We start from the raw sequence: 19,192 nt of genomic DNA, 5'->3' as shown, positions 1-19,192 counted from the left end.
TCGGTTTGCCAAGCCACGGTATGGCGAAAGCTCCGGAAGGCCGGAGCCAGCCGGTGCCGTGCTCACTTGTTGCCGTCGATCCATTTCGACATCAGCCCCTTGTCGCGGAAGCATTCGTCCGGGACGGCGCGGCGCTTGATCCGGGCGAGTTTTTCCGCGAAGGCCACCTGCTTCGAGGTCGGCAGCCTGTCCATGTCAGATACCGGTTTCAGCTGGGCCTGCGCATCAATCCAGGCGCTCAGGGACCGGCGGTCCTGCTGAACCTCCCATGGCAGGAGGGTCTGGTTGCGCAGGGCGAGCGAGCGCGCATAGGCGATCTGCTTGGGCGTTGCGGGCAAGGCGTATGTGGTGCTGTCCATCGGGAAACTCCCTTTCTGGCTTGGTCCCCAATATAGAACATAACGGGAACAAAATCAAGCCAAGCAACCGGAATGCCTCGGTTCGAGAGGGAAAGGAGGGTCGGGGAAGATCAGGCCTGAGGGTGCCCGAGAGAGGGCGTCCGGGCTTGATCCTGTCCCTCATTCCGGAGTTTCCCGATGGCCTATCTCGCGCCCGTTGCGCCTCCTGTTTCTGTCCCGTCTCGTGATCCCGCTCCCGCGATCCTCGCTGTCGCCGAAGCGCTGCAGCCCGATCTCTCCCAAGGCTTCCAGATCGATGCGCTGCGTCTGCGGCTTGAGATGGAGCGTGCCTTCGGAGGCTCTGACGCCGATGGCGCCTGGGACTGGAAGCTTGTCTATGAGGCGGGCGAGGTGGCACTCGTCCTCTTCCTGCGGAAATTCGGCCGTGCGCTGCTCGCCCGGGCGGGCTCGCCTGCCGCGCTGCTGCCGATCCTTGCCAAGGTGGCGGGCCTCTTGCCCACGCATACCCGGCGCTCGGAGGAGATGGAGCGCTTCCAGCAATTCTCGACGCCGCTGCCCATGGGGCTCGCGGCCTTGGCGGCTGCGCAGATCGCCCCGCGTGACCTGGTCCTCGAGCCTTCGGCCGGGACCGGCCTTCTGGCGATCCTCGCGGAAATCGCTGGCGGAAGTCTCGCGCTGAACGAGTTGGCCGACACGCGCGCCGACCTTCTGCGCCTTCTCTTTCCGGGTCATCCCGTCACCACATTCGACGCCGCCCAGATCGACGATCATCTGGACGCGGGCGTCCGCCCGAGCGTCATCTTGATGAACCCGCCGTTTTCGGTTGTGGCGAATGTCGATGGGCGGACGACCGAGGCGACGGCGCGGCACTTGCACTCGGCGCTTTCCCGGTTGGCCCCCGGCGGGCGTCTGGTCGCAATCACCGGGGCCGGTTTCGCTCCCGATGCGCCTGCCTGGGCGGAGACATTCGGCCGCCTGACTGAGAGTGCCCATCTGGTCTTCACCGGCGCTGTGTCGGGCGCTGCTTTCGCCAAGCACGGCACCAGCTTCGAGACGCGGATTTCCGTCTTCGACAAATGTCGTGGTGGCGAGGCGGGTGGCATCACAGCCGATCTGGCGCGCCCGATTTCACCTGATGTCGCCAGCCTGCTCTCGCTGATCACTGCCCATGTCCCCCCGCGCCTTGCGCTGGCGCAGGTCGCACCCGCCGGGCAGCGCCCTTCTTCCCCCTTTCCCGGAAATCTTGCCCGCACCACGCGCGCAGCCATCAGCACATCGCGCGCCACGCCAGCAACACCCGCCACCAATACTGCCGCGCAGATTGAGGCCGCAGACCTCGCCTATACCCTGCGTGATGCAACCGAGGACGGGGCCAGCGCGCGCCTGTCGGATTCCATTTATGAGACGTTCCGCCTGCAGGCCTTCGACATCCCCGGCGCTGCACTGCACCCGACCAAGCTGGTGCAATCGGCGGCCATGGCGTCCGTTGCGCCCCCGAAACCCTCCTACCGCCCGAAACTCCCGGCGGCCGTCCTGCGCGACGGCCTGCTGTCCGATGCGCAGCTTGAGACCGTGATCTACGCGGGCGAGGCGCATTCCGCGTATCTCGCGGGGTCTTGGATTGTCGATGAAACCGGCGACACGGTCTCTGCCGCGCCCGACGATGCTGGGGACGCGGTGCGCTTCAGGCGCGGCTTCTTCCTCGGAGACGGCACCGGCGCGGGGAAGGGCCGCCAGTCGGCCGGGATCCTGCTCGACAACTGGGCCCAAGGCCGTCGCAAGGCGCTCTGGATCTCGAAGAGCGACAAGCTCCTCGAGGATGCGCAGCGCGACTGGTCCGCACTCGGGCAGGAACGCTTGCTGGTGACGCCGCTCTCGCGCTTCGCCCAAGGCCGCGACATCCCACTGACCGAGGGCATCCTCTTCACCACCTATGCCACCCTGCGCTCCGAAGAACGCGGCACCAAGAAATCCCGCGTCGACCAGATCGTCGACTGGCTGGGGGCGGATTTCGACGGGGTGATCATCTTCGACGAAAGCCACGCGATGGCGAATGCCGCCGGATCGAAAGGCGAGCGCGGTGATACCGAGGCGTCGCAGCAGGGCAGAGCGGGCCTGCGTCTGCAGCACAAACTGCCCAATGCCCGCGTGGTCTACGTTTCGGCCACCGGCGCGACGACGGTCCACAACCTCGCCTATGCGCAGCGGCTCGGGCTCTGGGGCGGGGAGGACTTCCCGTTCGCCACGCGCGGGGAGTTCGTCGAAGCCATCGAGGCCGGCGGCGTCGCCGCGATGGAAGTTCTGGCCCGCGACCTGCGGTCGCTCGGCCTCTACACTGCCCGGTCGCTTTCTTACGATGGCGTCGAATACGAGATGCTCGAGCATGCACTGACGCCTGAGCAACGCGGCATCTACGACGCATATGCCGGTGCCTTCGCCATCATCCACAACAACCTCGCAGCTGCGATGGAGGCGGCAAACATCACGGGTGAGAACGGCACTCTCAACCGCCAGGCCAAGTCCGCTGCGCGCTCGGCCTTCGAGTCCGCCAAGCAGCGCTTCTTCGGCCATCTGCTGACTAGCATGAAAACCCCCACGCTGATCGCTTCCATCGAAGCCGATCTGGCCGCAGGCCATGCGGCCGTCATCCAGATCGTCTCGACCGGCGAGGCGTTGATGGAACGCCGTCTGTCGGAGATCCCGACTGACGAATGGAACGATATCCGCTGTGACATCACTCCTCGGGAATATGTCCTCGACTACCTCGCGCATTCCTTCCCGGTGCAGCTCTACGAGCCATTCACTGACAGCGAGGGCAATCTGTCGTCCCGGCCCGTCGTGCGCGATGGCCAGCCGGTTGAATGTCGCGAGGCTGCCCGCAGGCGCGACGCGCTGATCGAAAAGCTAGCCTCGCTTCCTCCGGTGCCGGGGGCGCTCGACCAGATCGTCCAGCGCTTCGGCACCGATCTCGTGGCCGAAGTCACGGGCCGGTCGCGCCGCATCGTGCGGAAGGGCGAGGGTCCTGTTGCGCGCCTCGTCGTCGAAAGCCGTGCCGGCTCTGCCAACCTGTCTGAGACCGCCGCCTTCATGGATGACCAGAAGCGCATCCTGATCTTCTCCGATGCCGGGGGCACGGGGCGCAGTTATCACGCTGATCTTGGTGCCAGGAACCAGCGTCTGCGGGTTCACTACCTCCTAGAACCGGGCTGGAAGGCCGATGCGGCGATCCAAGGTCTCGGCCGCACCAATCGGACCAACCAGGCGCAGCCGCCGCTGTTCCGTCCGGTGGCCACCGATGTTAAGGCAGAAAAGCGGTTCCTCTCTACCATCGCCCGCCGCCTCGACACTCTTGGCGCCATCACGCGCGGGCAGCGCCAGACTGGCGGGCAGGGGCTGTTCCGCCCCGAGGACAACCTCGAGTCGCCCTATGCCCGCGACGCCCTGCGCCAGCTTTATCGCCGCATCTATCGCGGCGATGTGGCTGGCTGCTCGCTCGGGGCTTTCGAGGACGCGACCGGTCTCAGCCTGACCGATGACAACGGTCTGAAGGACGACCTGCCGCCGATCACGACCTTCCTCAATCGCCTGCTCGCGCTGACGATCGACATGCAGGCGGTCCTGTTCTCGGCCTTCGAGGAACTCCTCGACCAGCGGATCGAGGGCGCCATCGCCGCCGGTGTCTACGACCTCGGGCTCGAGACGCTGCGCGCAGAAAGCTTCCGCGTCACGGATGCGCGGGTGATCTACATCCATCCCGGCTCCGGCGCGGAAACCCAGCTTCTGACCATCGCAGAAAAGCGTCGCAACACGCCGACCTCGCTGGCGGACGCGCTCGACTGGCTCGACGATCCGAAGGCACGCCTTTTGGTGAACAGTCGCTCAGGGCGTGCCGCCGTGCAGGTGCCCGCTACCAGCCTGATGCTGGACGACGGTACGATTGAAACCCGCCTGCGTCTGATCCGCCCGACGGAGGCGAGCACAGTTCCGGCCAGGATGATGGAGGACACACACTGGCTAGAAGCCGACCGCGCGGCGTTCGCCGCCGCCTGGACCGCGGAACTGGCTGAGGTGCCGGAGTTCTCGGAAGCCACGCTGCACATCGTCGCGGGGCTTCTGTTGCCAATCTGGAAGCAGCTGCCTCAGGACGAAACCCGCGTCTACCGGCTACAGACCGATGACGGCCAACGCATCATCGGCCGCCGTGTCTCGCCGGCCTGGGTCGCGACCACGCTAGCCGAGGACGCGCCGAAGCTCACGTCGGCGCAGGTCCATGCGCTCGTTCTGGAGGGCAAGACCGTGGTGCGGCTGGCTGAAGGAATTGAGTTGCACCGCTCGCGCGTCATGGGCGTCAACCGGATCGAGCTGTCGGGTTTCACCGAAGCCGCAAAGGACCGGCTCAAGGCCGATGGCTTCTTCTCGGAGATCATCAGTTGGAAGCTGCGGCTGTTCTGTCCGGCAGGCGGGAGCGGTATAGCCGTGCTGGATCGTCTGCTTGAACGTTGTCCTGTGACGGGACTACATGCACGCGGAGGTTGTTGAGCCATGTATTCCGAGACCGAAGATTTGATCCGCACTCTGGCGGAAAATGCAGAGAGCGTGTGTCGATCCTACCTTCCCGCCGGTCGGCGGGAAGGGGCCTACTGGATCGTGGGCGATCTACAAAACAATCCCGGCCGATCGCTCTTCGTGCGGCTGACCGGGCCTGCCTCGGGGCCGGGTGCTGCCGGCAAGTTCACCGATGGCGCCACGGGCGAGCATGGCGATCTTCTCGACATCATCCGCGAGAGAACCGGGATCTACCGCTTTCCGGATCTTCTCGCCGAGGCCTGGGCGCATCTGGGCCGTCCGCAGCCGGTCCTCCCGAATGCGCCACGCCCTCGGAAAGCCGCGGCCTCCGGTGGCATACCAGTGGCGGCGCGGCTCATCGCAGCCTCGGTGCCGGTCGCAGGCACGCTTGCCGACACCTACCTCCGGTCCCGGGGCCTGACCCAAGGCGGCACGATGAGCGCCCTGCGCTTCCACCCGAAGTGCTGGCATCGGGATGAAGGCCAGTCCCGGAGCCTCCCCAGACCCGCGCTGATCGCCGCGGTCACCGATGGGGCAGGGGTGTTGCAGGGCGTGCATCGCACCTGGCTGGCGCCTGATGGACAGGGGAAAGCAGCTGTCGAGACACAGCGCAGGGCTATGGGCCACCTCTTGAGCAATGCCGTCCGGCTGACCCCGCATGACGACATCCTCGTCGTCGGCGAAGGCATCGAGACCATGCTGTCCCTTTTCGAGGCTGTCCCCGGCCTTCCCGTCTGGGCCGCGCTCTCGTCTGGTCACCTCGGGGCGGTCCTGCTGCCAGAGAGGCTGCAACGCCTCTACATCGCCATCGACCGCGATCCGGCGGGGTGCGGCGCGGCAGAGAGACTGAGCGCCAGAGCAAAAGATGCCGGGATTTCCGTTCGGGTGCTGGAACCGCTGCTCGGGGATTTCAACGATGATCTCCGCGCGAACGGCAAGGAGGCGCTGCGCCAGCATCTGGCAGGTCAGTTCGGGCCAGAGGATTGGCATCGCCTGACAGGCTGAGCAGCGTCGCGCAGGGGGCGGTCGGGGATATCGGGGCAGGGGTCACGGGTCCCTGTCGTGGCTCTGGACCGTCGCCTTGCCTCTTCCCGGGCAATCTCATCCACCCGTCACCCACACGGCCTTCAAGAGATGGGCAGGCGGCCGTCAAAGGGGCCGCCCCTTCAAGGACGGGGGGCAACTGATTTCCGCCGGCGGGGACGAGCCCCGCCTTTGCATCGCGAAGCAAATCAGCCGCCCCCCGTCCTCCTCCACATGCGTTCCGGCCCCGAAAGGGGGTGAAGGGGCGTCCCCTCCCACGGCTTTCGCAGCCCATGAAGGCCGCGCGGGATGACGCGCGGACGAGACAGGCCCGGAGGCAAGAACCGATGACGATCCACACCCACGACGACGCGTATGAACCCGCCCACACCGCATCCCAGACCGCCCATGCGCTCAACGAGCTGCAGCTCTATGGCTACCGCCCCTTTGACGAGCCCGATCCGCGCCCGATGCCCGATGGGCAGCGCCTCGCGGTCGCCGTAGCCGACATCTTCGATGCCCTCGTCGCGACCCTGGAAGACACCCGTATGGAACCCGACCTCGAAGAGGTGCTCTGGGGCCAGGTCAACCTCTTCCACCGCGCCACTGCCCGGATCGAGCGGTCGCTCGATGAGAACGAGCAGGCGCAGCGCCGCCTCCAGCGCGAGCAGGACGGCTCCGAGGTGAAATCTACCGAACTCGAGCGCCTGACAGCCGAAGGCCTGACGCTCATCGAACGGCGCAACTGCATGGACATGATGCGCGATCACGCCGCGACCGAGTTTGTCCACCACACGGGATCCACTTGGCGCCCCCGCACCGGCTCGATGGTGAACCGCCAGCACATGACCGCAGCGCTGATCGACAGCCGTGACTTCCTGGCCGCCAAGCGCCGCGCCGAGACCGAAGTAATGTTGCCCGCAGGCCCCAAGGTCGCCCTCACCGGCGGGACCGACTTCAACGATCACCGCTTGATCTGGGGCAAGCTCGACCAGGTCCGGACCAAGCATCCCGACATGGTCCTTCTGCACGGGGGAAGCCCCAAGGGCGCAGAACTCATCGCCGCCAAATGGGCTGAGGCACGAGGCGTGACGCAGGTGGCCTTCAAGCCCGACTGGACCAAGCACGCCAAGGCCGCGCCCTTCAAGCGCAACGACGCCATGCTGGACGTGCTGCCGGTGGGTGTCCTCGTCTTCCCGGGCAATGGCATCCAGGAAAACCTCGCCGACAAGGCCAAGAAGCTGGGTATCCCGGTCATGAAGTTCGAGAAGGGGGCGTGAGCCCCCGTTCCCCTCGCGGGGAAATCGAGGTGGAAGCGCAAGCTTCCACCTGATATTGTCGAGAGAACCTCAGTCGATCACTACATGTACCACAGCCCGATCCAGCTCGATGTCTTCCCAACCGACGTGCAGATGCGCCGGATCGATCCGGCGCGCAACATGCGTCGCTACTATCGGCTGAGTGTGCAACGCGACCTCTTCGGTCGCGCCAGCCTCGTGCGCGAATGGGGCCGGATCGGCTTTCGGGGGCAGATGATGGTCGAGACGCACCCTGATGAGGGCAAGGCCATCACGGCTTTGATGAAGCTCGCAGGGGCGAAGAAGCGGCGCGGGTACGTCGACTGACCTCTGTGGAGCTTCGCGTTGCTGTCAGTTCGATTTGGGATGCCTTCCTTGGTTACGGCTGCTACCAAGGGGGAAAAGCCGGAGGCGCAGCGTTGACCATTGAGATTACAGGACAGGGGAGTCTCTTTTCGTCAGATTTCTTGACGGAAACCATTCAACAGACACAAGAGTGGCAAAAGTTCTCGTCCAGCGCGTCTTCGAGCTTAGAAGTGAAACTCCGCTCCGCGTTTGACAAGTTTCCGATCAACCAAAACACAAATGAAAGTCAGACTGAGGATGATCTTATCTGGCCGGTCCTTTCTCTTCTCGGTTGGACTGATGCTCTTCGCCAGCAGAATCTGTCTGCTAAGGGTCGTGATGACGTTCCTGATGGACTCTTGTTTCAAGACGGTTCGGCCAAAGAGAAAGCCAATAATCACGGACAGGAGTGGAAGCGCTATTCATTTGGCTCGGCCATCGTAGAATCCAAGAGGTGGTTGCGTCCGCTTGATCGGCGATCAGGTAAGCGCGGCGAGGAAACTGCTCCTTCAACGCAAATGCTTCGTTATCTGCGCCGCATCGACGACGTCACCTCCGGGTCTCTTCGTTGGGGAATCCTTACAAACGGCGCAAAGTGGCGTCTCTACTTTTCCGGCGCTCGCTCAGTGTCGGAGCAGTTTCTTGAGCTGGACCTCGCACAAATTCTGAATCTTCCAGGCCATAACGACGGATTATTCAGGCTATCAGACGATGACCGCGTGCACTGGTTGCGTGTCTTCATTCTTATGTTTGGTAGAGAGGCCTTTGCCGCAGTTGGCGCCGAGTCGAAAACCTTCCACGAGCGGGCCATCGCAGAGGGTAAATTTTACGAAGAGCGAGTGTCTGAAGACCTTTCGAAAAAGGTCTTTGAGGAAGTGTTTCCCGATCTTGCGCAAGCGATTGCGAAAGCAGCTCCCGATGCCGCTCTACAAGATGTCAGGCAAGGAGCTTTAATCCTTCTCTACCGGCTTCTATTCATTCTCTATGCGGAGGATCGCGACCTTCTGCCGGTGAAGGACCATAGATACGACGATTATGGTCTTAGAAATCGAGTGCGGCTCGATGTCCGTGATAGGAAGGATCGTGGGGATGTCTTTTCGGACGCAGCCGCACGCTACTGGTCGGCTATGTCGGACCTGTTTCTGGCTATCGACAAGGGCGATGCTTCAATTGGGTTACCACCATATAATGGTGGTCTTTTCGATCAAGATCGGACGCCAATACTGACGCGGGTACGGCTTCCGGATGATGTGATGGCCCGAGTGATTGATGCGCTCTCCTTCGAGCGGACCAAAGACGGCCGAAAGTACATCAATTATCGTAACCTCTCTGTTCAGCAGCTTGGCTCCATCTACGAACGCCTTCTGGAATTCGATATTGTGCGGGATGGAGGCAAGCTGATTGTCCGTCCAAACATCTTCGCGCGAAAAGGATCTGGTAGCTATTACACGCCTGATGACCTCGTGCAGCTTATTCTCACTGAAACACTTGAGCCTCTAATTTCATCCCGCAAAGAGGCTTTTCGTGCCCGCATAGCAGAGCTTGCGACTTCTGACTTGCCGCCACATCGAAAGATCGGCTCTCTCAAGGTTATTGATCCGGCGACTTCGCTTCTAGACCTGAAGGTGGTCGATCCGGCGATGGGATCCGGGCATTTTCTCGTAAGCCTCGTTGACTTCATGGCGGACCAGGTCATTGCCGCGATGGCCGAAGCTGAGGCAGAGGTGCCCGAGGACTGGGGCGACTACGCCTCGCCTTTGGGCGAGCGGATCGACACGATCCGCAACACGATCTTGGCCAACGCCGAGGCGCGTAAGTGGACGATCGACGAGCAGCAGCTCGATGATCGACACGTTATTCGCCGCATGGTTCTCAAACGCTGCATCTACGGCGTCGATAAGAACTTCATGGCAGTCGAACTCGCCAAGGTGGCGTTGTGGTTGCACACATTTACTGTCGGCGCCCCATTGTCGTTCCTCGATCACCATCTGCGCTGCGGAGACAGTCTCTTCGGTTCGTGGGTTCGGGCAGGGATCGACAAGGCAGGAAAATGGGGTAGCCCGCTCTTGCTGCATGATCCAATTCAGCGTGCATTGCGTGCTGCATCCAAGATGCAGATCGTCGAAGGACTGACTGATGCCGAGATCGCGGAGGCGCATCGCTCTGCAGACGTCTTCGCCGAGGTGAAAGACATGACAGCGCCGCTGGACGCGTTGTTGTCCTTCATCCACGCGCTCGACTGGCTGAACCTCAAAGGCAAACCCGTAAGTATGGCGTTGTCGGCCTTCTTCGACGGCGAGTTCGGGGACCCGATTGAAATTGTTATGGGCAAGCGAAGCCTGAAGCGGCCCAAGGAACTTGGAGCCGGCACGAAAAAGCAGATGAGCGCTGCCGAGAAGTTCGATCTGTTTGCTGGCATCTTTTCGCAAGCACAGGAGCTTGTAGCTGAAGAGAACTTCCTGAATTGGCAGGTTGCGTTCCCTGGCATCTGGTCGAACTGGGACGCCGAAGGTTTGACCGGTGGCTTCGATGCGGTCATCGGCAACCCGCCTTGGGACCGTATGAAACTTCAGCAGGTGGAATGGTTTGCTGCACGGCGGCCCGAAATCGCGATGGTGCAACGCGCCGCCGACCGGGCCCGGATGATCAAGGCGCTCGAGGCGGCGGGCGATCCACTAGCTGCAGATTTCGCCAAGGCCAACGCGAGGGCAGAGGCCGCCAGTCAGATGGCTCGCAAAGGTAGCGACTATCCCTTGCTGTCGGGCGGTGACACCAACCTGAACTCGCTTTTTGTCGAGCGCGCTGCCCGGATTGTCTCATCAGGTGGTGTTGTGGGGCTCTTGATTCCGTCCGGCATCGCGACCGAGCAGACCTCTCAAGTCTTCTTCTCGCGCTTGATCGAGGGGCAGGCAGCGTCTTGTTACTTCGACTTTTTCAACAAGCGCGCGAGCGGCCCACTGTTCTTCCCGGATGTCTACTATCGCTTCAAGTTCAGCGTTCTGGTGTTTTCGGGCGGCGAGCGGCAGTTTCCGGAATGTCGTTTCGCGACCTTCGTAAGGGACCTGGACGAACTGAACGATCCGGCCAAGGTCTTCACGATGGGTCTGGATCACTTCCGGCTCGTGAACCCCAACAGCATGACGGCACCAGTCTACAAGGCCAGCCGCGACCGCCAGATTGCAACAGCGCTCTATGAGCGTCTGCCCGTGCTTGTGAACCGCTCAGACGGCAATGAGGTGAAGACCTGGCCGGTGAAGTACGTTCGTATGTACGACATGGCCAACGACTCCAACCAGTTCCGGACGGTCGAGGAGCTTCAGGAAAATGAAGGGGCCTGGCCCGAAGGCGGAGGCAGATGGCGCAGCGCTGCCGGGGTCTGGGTGCCGCTTTTCGAGGGGAAGATGGTCCAGGCGTTCGATCATCGTGCATCAGGCATCACCACGGTGGCCGAGAACCTCTATCGCAGCGGGCAAGCTGCAGTCACGTCTGACGAACAGCGTCACGATCCCGACCATGTTGCGGCCTCGCGCTACTTTGTGCTGGACAAAGGCGATCTGAACATTGAGGTGGCGATCAAGGATGTCACGTCCACAACAAACAGCCGATCGCTGATTGCCTGTTTGATTCCGCCGGTCGGCGCGGGGCACACCTTACCCGTCCTGCGGCTTGAGATTCCTGACGCCTCGGGGCGCGCCACGGCACAGGCCATTCTCGCGGCGACCCTGAACAGCACCGTGGTCGATTTCGTCGCGCGCACCAAAATCCTGAGCAACCACGCAAGTTGGTATGTGCTTGAGCAGTTGCCTATCGCGCCACCAGAGGTTTTTCGGAACACAAGGTTTGGAAACCGAACTGCTGCCGACATCATTCGCGATGCCGTGCTAGAGTTGACTTATACAGCTCGCGATATGGCACCTTTCGCAAAGGACTTGGGCTATGTCGACAAAAGCGGCGACGTACTTTCACCCTTCGTCTGGGATGATACCCGCCGCCAGATGTTGAGGGCGAAACTGGATGCCGTCTTCTTCCATCTTTATGGGATCACTGATCGTGACGACATCCGCTACATCTTCTCGACCTTCCCAATCGTTGAGCGTGAAGAGACCGAGGCCTTTAATGGACAATATCGCACGCGCGAACTTTGCATGGCTTGGATGAATGCCTTGACCGCAGCGAACCCGGATGCGGATATTCGATTGTAGCAGATATTCTAGCCCGAACTTTGCGCTCGATGGTGCGAGAGAGCGGCTAGATCAGTCTCAGCTTGCTCTAGGATTTGGATTAGCTACGGCCTTCACAGACCGAGTTTTTGGCGAACCAGATCCAGCAACTGACGCCACCAAGACACCTGCGGCTTTCGTGCCTCATAGTATTCAGTACGCCGAGCATGTTCCTTCTGTCGTCCAGCACAAATTTGCTGCTCGGTCCATTGATTTGACCATTGAACGTTCCCATTCGTAATCAGATAATGGGACTTACAGGGCAATTGCCAGTTTCCAACAGAAGGGCGAAGGGTCGGCCCCCGCGTATCGTTCCTGACGGTCCACTCAGTTGGGCCAAGGGGAGTTCGAACCTTCTGACCGCATCCACAGGCGCAAATATGGGCGGCGGTATGGAAATCCTCCGACACGTAGAGAATGCCTGCTTCCAGCAATTTGGGCATGTAATGCACGGATTGCAGCGCAAAGTGTTCAGTCTTCACGGGTCGATACCCCAACACACTTCAAGTCGGTCGTGTCGCACAGAAGATTTTCCCAGTCGGACACGTCCTTATAGAAGCCGCGCAGTTGCTTGTAGCGCGTTACGGCAAGCGCAGCATTCAATGCATTCAGCTCGCCAATCTGAACTTTCGCACGGTACAGGTCTTCCGGATCATCTTGCAGCGGCGCATGAGACTTGCGCATCACTTCTTCGCTGTGTTCGGATGGAAAATAGGTGACACGGACCATGCCGCCCAAACCTTGATCCTTCCGCTTCAGCCCCATTCCGACGTCAATGAACGGAATCTTCCGTTCCATTAGTGCACGGAATATCTCCGCACGAGCCGCGCCCTTGTCGACGCAAACGAAGGCGAATGTGACACCTCGTAGTTCGTCTTCCGATGAAGCGTCAATGTAGGTCGCTTCGGCTGAGAGCCCGTGGCGAAAGTTGCTGTATCGGGCGACGTAGACTTCGGCCTTCGACTTGTCAAACTCCGATGGGTCGACATGTCCTGGTGATCGAAAGGCGTTGTGAACGTGAAATCGATCAGCATCGAATGCACGAACCTCAGCAACGGGGGTCTTAACCATGAAGTCCAAAACGTAGCTGCCTGTTCCGCCTAGACCGATCACAGCAATAACTTCTCCGTGGAAGCAATTGGACAGGTCGGTAATTTCCGCTCGACTTGTCAAAGTGTCGCGAAACTTGAAAATCGGATCCGTGGCAACGTCGTCTGCTATTCGAAAAGTAAAGGGCGATGCGCCGTACCGCTCCATGGCAGGTCCCGCGATGATATTGGTGTAACTCTCGATCTTTTCAAAGAAGTCGGCAAACCGTTGGGCCACCAATGGCTTGTTGGAAAATCGGCGCTCCACAACGACATCCGAAGCTGCCGGGCTGAGATGGAGAGAGCAGGGGCCGCCCCCAAGATTGGGGATCGGTTTGCCATCAAGTCCGTGAGGAACTCCGCCAGCGAACCAGACCTGGTGATCATCCTGCTGAACCCTGTGTTCGTCGATGGCGACGAGTGTCGCAACGAACGCACCGGTCGCCAACTCGAGACTTGCGTTTAGGTAAGGGATGTCGCGGACCACGAGATAGTTGCTGTCCTCACTGACCGCGAACCCCGCCTCAACAAGGCGTCCAATGTCGTCGTTATGACTGGCCAGTTGCCGACACATTGAAAATCATCCCTTCCTTGACTTTCACAGAGCCGCCGGCGACCAGAACGCCCTCCGGCTTGTTTCTTTGCCCCTTGGTGTACTTGATCGAGTAGGTCGCTTCGGGATGCTGTGCGAAATCGGGGAACTCCAGCGCGACAAGCTGGCTGTAGGTAATTTCGCTGTTCTTCGGCCACTCATGAGGAATGCCTTCAACGATGATGGTGACAGCCTTCGTGTCTTTCATGATATTCATTTTTTACTCCTAACCTTTGGGGGGATACGGATCATTCCCGTAGGAATTGGCATCCCGGATTTGCCCGTTGGGGCGATGTATGATCACCTCACCGCGTTCGCGGATGGCGGTGGTGCGAGCCTGCTGCGTTGCAGCGGTCTGCGTCGGGTGGACAGAACTGACACGCGTTGCACCCTCGCGCCTGGTGGCCCAGCCTTCATTGTGGGGGACGACGTGGATTCTCTTCGACATGTGGACTCCTCTGGGAACGTGGACCGGATCTTCAGGCCGACTTCTCATCTGTGCGAGCCTGTGTTAGAAGCACGATAGGGGAGGATCGTGCGCCGTGTCAAGGTGTGCGAAACGCACAGATGAAGATATGAAGACTGACAAAGCAGCGCTGATCGCCGCACTGAAGAAAAAACGGGAAACAGAAGGGCTTAGCATTCGAGCGCTCGCTGAGCGGATCGGCGTAAGTTTTTCATCTCTCGCGCGGATCGAGCGCGGCGAGGGGGAGCCAGACAATAATTCATCGATTCGAATCATCGAGTGGTTGGGTGACGATGCCCGCGAGGCCGGTCTGACCTTTGAGAATGTCGCCCTTGTGCATTTTCGCGCTGGCAAGAACGTTCGGGCGAAGACAATCCATTGTCTGCTTACCGCCGCGAGCAGCATCAAAGCCAGCCACCGGCCAACCGCTTCGGAATTGCTAACCAGCCCGCCGTCTGACGCGGAGCTGGCGCCGTCGATTGCTCTTTCGAAAGCTGAAATGGAAGAGATGGCCCAGCAGTTGCGAAAGGACTTGGGAGTTCAGCCAAGCGAGAGAATTGAGGCGCTCGATATCAGCATCGCCGGTGTCGATGTCTTCCGGGTCTCTGACGTTGAACGGCTCAGCAAGGAATGCGCCGAGTTTCTCCTAGGCGAAGGTGCCCAAGAGTGGTCAGCGATGAGTGTCCCGTTGGATCTGTCAGAGGACACGTGGGCCATTCTTCGCAACGATAAACACACGATGGAGCGCCAGCGTGTGACGTACCTTGAAGAGTGCTGGCACATTCTGCTCGGGCATCGCCTGACCCGCATCGCCAAGATCGCCGACGCATATGGCCGAACCTACGATAGTTCCGAAGAACATGATGCCTTCTATCTCGCTGCGGCAACACTCCTTCCAGAAGCTGCCGTTCGAACGGCAGTTGAAGCAGGTGAAAGTGCAACTCTGATCGCAAACCGTTTTGGGGCGTCGGTCGAGTTGGTGGAGTATCGCATCAAACGTCTTGGCCTTTGGCGTTCCTACAAGGACAGAACGGTGAGTCTTAACGGCTGAAAGCAGCTGTTCTTTGGGGCAGACCACGCAATCAGAGCTTGCCGCATTTTAGCGATCAGCGATTTCGATTTGCTCCGTCGCCCTTTGGAAGCAGCTTCAGATCAACACCAGTCGTTTTCGCGATGCCACCCACATTGACTGTCATAATGGTAAGGGCACCGGTCGCCATACTTCCTCGGGGTTTTCCCTGATGACGCGGATCCGCAGGACGTGGCTGATCTGGAAATTCGTCATCACTTCGTCAAGGATCGGTGAGCTTTCCATTCCTGATAGGGCCGGATCGCCAGTCCAACCTGATGCGAGGTCTTGGCAGAATGGGTCGAGGCGACGGCCGCGAACCGGAGCAGGGGGCAGCCGCTGCCCTGCGATGCTATGTGCATCAGACGCGATTATGGGGTTCTTGTCCCAGTACCCGCTACCGTACCAGTCGAAGTCCCGATCCTTCGCAACGAGCACCACTCTGGCACAAGGCGTTGCCAGCGTGACCTTCCGGCAAACATCCTGCAGCTCGGACCACATCAGGTCCGGCATGCGACCGGAGTTCGGGATCGTCCGGAAGATCAAGGGAACGCCGTAGCCGCAGAACATCTCTTCGGTGTCGAACCAGACCTGTAGGAGGACGTCGATCGTCGAACCGCCTCGCATACCGCTCCGGGCGGCAACGAATACGTCTGTCGCGATCCGATGAGTCTGCACGAACTTCAGCGGAGGACTGTCAGCGTCAATGGCAGGTGTTGCCGTCAGGCGAACGTCTTGTAGGGCGGATGCAAGCATGTCGACCCAAGCCCGTGCGAAATCGTCGATTCCCGACTCGCGGTCGCGCTCGACGACCCAGGTGAATGCGGTGCTGAACGCCTTCTGCAGGTTGTCGATCGAAAGGTCAGTTCGCTGGGTGTTCATTCGCCGAACCTCTCCCCGGCGCGTTGTTCTGCCGTGTCGGCCCACCTTAGGTGCAGCCAGTACCGTGTATGCCGCCGCTCACCGGTGCGGTCGAGCGCGCCCATCTCCACCAGGTCCTGCAGATCCCGAGTTGTGGTCGCGCGCGATGTGCTGGTCATGGAGATGTAGTTTTCTGCGCTGAGGCCACCTTTGAACCCGTCCGGCCCCTCGCGGAACATGCGCTCGATAACCTTGGCCTGTCGTTCGTTCAGGCGATCACGGAATTGGTCGTAGAACTTTGCCTTGGCTATGAAGGAGGCGACCCGCGTCAGCGTCACCTGCTGCGCCTTCAGAACGATCTCGGCGAACCAGATCAGCCAGCCAGTGACGTCCAGCGTTTTCTGGTGGGTCTCGAGCTGGTCGTAATAGGCCTTCCGTTCCTGCTCGATCGTGTAGGCCAGCGCGATCAGGCTCGGCTGGCCGATGCTCTGAGCAAGGGACTTTTCGGCGAGGGCGCGGCCGAGGCGACCATTGCCATCCTCGAAGGGATGGATGCTTTCGAACCAAAGATGCCCAAGCGCAGCGCGAGCCAGTGCTGACAGGGGCGTTGTGCCGTCTGGCGCCGTTCGGTTGAACCAGTCGACGAACACGTCCATCTCGTCTTGGACCTGCGCCGAGGGGGGGGCTTCGAAATGCACCGTCGGCCGGTCGATGCGGCCAGAGACGATCTGCATCGCGTCGCTATGCTGCCGGTAGGCGCCGATGGTCTCGAGCCCGCGGTCGTGCGACAGCAGCATCCCGTGCCAGCGACAAAGGGTTTCGTGGGTCAAAGGTGCCGCGTAAGTCGAATAGACGTCGACCATCATCTCGGCGACGCCCTGCTCGCGCGGTTTGGATGGCGCGCCGTCGGCGGTCAATCCAAACTGCCGACGCAGGGAAGATTGAACGCTGGCCCTGTCCAGCACCTCGCCTTCGATGGCGCTCGTCCGCATCGCCTCTTCGCTCAGAAGTTCGATGCGTAACCGGTCGCGTTCATCGCCGGTCACATGGCGGACGGCGCCGAGAACCTCGCCAGATGATAGCAAGAACCGCCGCTCGAGAGGTTCTATGGCAGCGCTGTCATAGCGGAAATTCGGCCAGTCGGGTTGCTTCCAGTTCCAGCGCATGAGCTATAGTATCCATTTCTATAACTCACAATACTGGCAATTGATGATGCATGAAAGTGAATTCTATGCATCATCCCGAGCGCTGGCGTTTAACCAGGTGGGCGTCTCCCCGCTTCAAGCGGCCTGTACCATGGGCTCGTAGCGGACCTCGGCCATGGCCTCGTTGATCCATGCCGGTTGGAGATCGCCGTTGTTCCACTGGTATAGATAGCCCACGAGGGCGTCGGTCTTCTTGCAGAGGATGCGCATGATGGGTTCGCCTGTCAGGCGGGCTGTGTTGGACATAATCTGCTCCTCTACCTGGACCTCTGCACCGGGAACAAGGAGGCCACTCTATCCGTGGCAGGGTTGTTAATGACTGGTTTCTGCAACTGCAAGATGAACGGGTGCATTCGAGGAAATTGTGATCGGACGTTTGGCGGAAACACGCCTAAACAATGGGTTAAGCTTCGGCATCTCCTTGCGGCACCGCAGCATTCTCGGCGATCTCGTCTAGGATGGCGTCGATTTCGGCCCAGACACGGGGCTCCAACTGCCCGCGGATCAGGGTCCACTTGCTCAGCACGTCCAGCGGGTCGTGGGCGCGCAGGAGGGCGGTCACTGCGCCCGCATCGACTGCCAGCGAGGTGCGTGCGCGCCATTCGGTGATCCGCGTGCGCTGCTCCTCGGCGGGAGGGATGAAGTTGGGCCCGAGCTCCCAGTTCTTCACTGCACGGCGTAGGGCGGCGCGGATGACATGGGCCGGATCGACGCCGCAGTCGATCAGGGCTTCCTCCTGCCGTTCCAGCGCGTTCACCCGGATGTCGATCTTGCGCGTCGTCGGACTGCGGCGCGGGCGGGTGGAAGATACCATGGCCCCGGCTGCTGGACGCCCGGCCGTCTCCGGTTCGGGCTGAGGTGCGGGCGCAAGCTGCGTACTTGGCGGCGAAACAGCGTGACTGTCCAAGACCACAGGCTCGACGTTTGCAGCTTCTGGCATCATCTCAGCTCGCAGAACTTCTTCCCTTCCCGGGTCTTCTCCCACCTTTGGCCGCAGGGATGCAGCATAAGCCGGGTCGGGCCGCGTGATTGTTGGGATCTTCTTCCTCACCGCCCCGTCCTCACGCGGCCAGGATGTTGTTGAGGATGTCGGTCGCCTCTTCGAGGGCCTCGACCACATGGCGCACATGCGGGCGCATGAGGGGGTTCGGATCAGCCTGCTTTTGCAACGCCACAGCGTGCAGGAGGCCCTTCTCGTCCATTTCCTTATAGACATTCCGGCGCATCATCACGGTCTCGACCACCGGGAACCGTGCGATCGCCGCCTCGATGAGAGCGGCATCGGCGCGCGTCGTCTTGGGGTCGACCATGTTCAGGACCACGTGGTGGCGGGGCAGGCTGTCGGGGTCATCGACGCGGGCGCGGAGCTTTTCGAACCAGTCGGCGGTCTGTGCGCCGACATCGAGATCCGAGGCCGAGAGCATGACCGGTGTCACAATGTGATCGGCCAGAACGGCGATCCCGTCCGACCATTCGGCCCCGACGCCTGCGGTATCGATGAAGATGAAATCCGCCGAGTCCGCCGCATAGACCTGCTCGATCCGACGATCCACGGCCCCTACGCTTTCGACGGTCGCAGATCGCAGGAGCGGTGATCCCAGCCCCGCGGCTTCAGCCCGCTTGTGCCAGGTGCCGAGCACGCCTGTGCTGTCAGTATCGATCAGAAGGACGCGACGCCCGGCGGCAACGGCAGCACTGATCAAGGCGCGCGAGAGCGTGGTCTTGCCACTCCCCCCTTTCCGGGCCATCGCGGCGATCACCACGAGATTGTCGTTCGGCATGGGGGCGGACCTCTCACAAAAATGGTGAAACGCAGCAAAGATGTTTCATCGTCGCTAACCCCCGCGTGCGACGGCGTCAAGCAGAAGACGGGATGCGGGCTGCCTCAGGCGGAATGCGGGGTCCATGGTGCATCGCGCAGGGAGCGAAAAGCACCACGCTCGCGACGCCTGACGTTCTCCCGTCCGCGCGATGCATTCCCCAGATGACGCGCGACATGCGACATCGGCCATAGTGCGCGACGCAGGAGGCGCGACGCATACCGCACGGGACGTGGACCATCGGGCACCACGCGCGATGCGGGCAGCACGGGCCATCTGA

Annotated in this window: 16 protein-coding genes; 6 read left to right on the top strand and 10 right to left on the bottom strand. The window is 61.1% G+C overall.

The window, feature by feature from the left end; translation table 11 throughout:
* Positions 1–62: 62 nt before the first annotated feature.
* Entirely contained in the window at positions 63–359 is a 297-nt protein-coding gene (locus VR71_RS07655) for a hypothetical protein (RefSeq protein WP_045682638.1), read from the bottom strand.
* 177 nt (positions 360–536) lie between these two features.
* Between VR71_RS07655 and VR71_RS07650 the strand changes: the two genes are divergently transcribed.
* The 5 genes from VR71_RS07650 to VR71_RS07630 all read left to right on the top strand — a co-directional run bounded on the left by VR71_RS07650 (position 537) and on the right by VR71_RS07630 (position 11,793).
* Positions 537–4,898, top strand: a complete 4,362-nt coding sequence (locus tag VR71_RS07650; RefSeq protein WP_045682636.1) for a strawberry notch family protein — start codon at positions 537–539, stop codon at positions 4,896–4,898.
* A gap of 3 nt (positions 4,899–4,901) precedes the next feature.
* Complete coding sequence (locus VR71_RS07645; protein ID WP_045682634.1) at positions 4,902–5,930, top strand: toprim domain-containing protein; 1,029 nt, start codon at positions 4,902–4,904, stop codon at positions 5,928–5,930.
* A 365-nt stretch (positions 5,931–6,295) separates the two neighbouring features.
* Positions 6,296–7,228 (top strand): DUF2493 domain-containing protein, encoded by a 933-nt coding sequence (locus VR71_RS07640; RefSeq protein ID WP_045682632.1) that lies wholly within the window; start codon positions 6,296–6,298, stop codon positions 7,226–7,228.
* A gap of 84 nt (positions 7,229–7,312) precedes the next feature.
* A complete protein-coding gene (locus tag VR71_RS07635; protein WP_018065922.1) occupies positions 7,313–7,573 on the top strand; it encodes a WGR domain-containing protein in 261 nt (86 codons plus the stop codon).
* A 92-nt stretch (positions 7,574–7,665) separates the two neighbouring features.
* Positions 7,666–11,793 carry a restriction endonuclease gene (locus VR71_RS07630; protein WP_045682627.1) on the top strand — a complete coding sequence of 1,376 codons (4,128 nt, stop codon included), beginning with the start codon at positions 7,666–7,668 and terminating at the stop codon, positions 11,791–11,793.
* 92 nt (positions 11,794–11,885) lie between these two features.
* On the opposite strand, the gene VR71_RS25540 is transcribed toward VR71_RS07630, so the two are convergent.
* The 4 genes from VR71_RS25540 to VR71_RS24785 are packed head-to-tail and all read right to left on the bottom strand — an operon-like array spanning position 11,886 to position 13,939.
* Positions 11,886–12,254, bottom strand: coding sequence for a DUF6527 family protein (locus tag VR71_RS25540; protein WP_367118643.1), 369 nt, complete (start codon positions 12,252–12,254; stop codon positions 11,886–11,888).
* A gap of 28 nt (positions 12,255–12,282) precedes the next feature.
* A complete protein-coding gene (locus VR71_RS07625; RefSeq protein ID WP_045682626.1) occupies positions 12,283–13,473 on the bottom strand; it encodes a ThiF family adenylyltransferase in 1,191 nt (396 codons plus the stop codon).
* Entirely contained in the window at positions 13,448–13,708 is a 261-nt protein-coding gene (locus VR71_RS07620; protein ID WP_045682624.1) for a multiubiquitin domain-containing protein, read from the bottom strand. The genes VR71_RS07625 and VR71_RS07620 overlap by 26 nt, the downstream gene beginning before the upstream one ends.
* A gap of 9 nt (positions 13,709–13,717) precedes the next feature.
* The gene (locus tag VR71_RS24785) at positions 13,718–13,939 is read right to left on the bottom strand and encodes a DUF2188 domain-containing protein (protein WP_296430058.1); all 222 of its coding nucleotides are present in this window, start codon (positions 13,937–13,939) and stop codon (positions 13,718–13,720) included.
* Positions 13,940–14,066: 127 nt separating this feature from the next.
* On the opposite strand from VR71_RS24785, the gene VR71_RS07615 reads away from it, so the two are divergent.
* Positions 14,067–15,008, top strand: coding sequence for an ImmA/IrrE family metallo-endopeptidase (locus VR71_RS07615; protein ID WP_045682622.1), 942 nt, complete (start codon positions 14,067–14,069; stop codon positions 15,006–15,008).
* A gap of 141 nt (positions 15,009–15,149) precedes the next feature.
* Here the strand turns inward: VR71_RS07615 and VR71_RS24780 are convergent, their stop codons facing one another.
* The 5 genes from VR71_RS24780 to VR71_RS07595 form a co-directional block, all read right to left on the bottom strand.
* Complete coding sequence (locus tag VR71_RS24780) at positions 15,150–15,908, bottom strand: hypothetical protein (RefSeq protein ID WP_296430056.1); 759 nt, start codon at positions 15,906–15,908, stop codon at positions 15,150–15,152.
* Complete coding sequence (locus tag VR71_RS07605; protein ID WP_045682617.1) at positions 15,905–17,053, bottom strand: Fic family protein; 1,149 nt, start codon at positions 17,051–17,053, stop codon at positions 15,905–15,907. Before VR71_RS07605 ends, VR71_RS24780 begins: the two co-directional genes overlap by 4 nt.
* Positions 17,054–17,167: 114 nt before the next feature.
* Positions 17,168–17,338 carry a hypothetical protein gene (locus VR71_RS24775; RefSeq protein WP_018065929.1) on the bottom strand — a complete coding sequence of 57 codons (171 nt, stop codon included), beginning with the start codon at positions 17,336–17,338 and terminating at the stop codon, positions 17,168–17,170.
* Positions 17,339–17,495: 157 nt separating this feature from the next.
* On the bottom strand, positions 17,496–17,906 hold the full coding sequence (locus tag VR71_RS24770) for a hypothetical protein (RefSeq protein ID WP_296430055.1): 411 nt from the start codon (positions 17,904–17,906) through the stop codon (positions 17,496–17,498).
* A gap of 247 nt (positions 17,907–18,153) precedes the next feature.
* Positions 18,154–18,873: a ParA family protein gene (locus VR71_RS07595; protein WP_045682613.1), complete on the bottom strand. Its 720-nt coding sequence runs from the start codon at positions 18,871–18,873 to the stop codon at positions 18,154–18,156.
* Positions 18,874–19,192 lie beyond the last annotated feature (319 nt).

Origin of the sequence: Roseovarius sp. BRH_c41, from assembly GCF_000961715.1 — a bacterium.
Lineage (GTDB): Bacteria > Pseudomonadota > Alphaproteobacteria > Rhodobacterales > Rhodobacteraceae > Roseovarius.
Note: the sequence above shows the minus strand (reverse complement) of the source record. Positions and strands in the feature narration are given on the sequence as shown.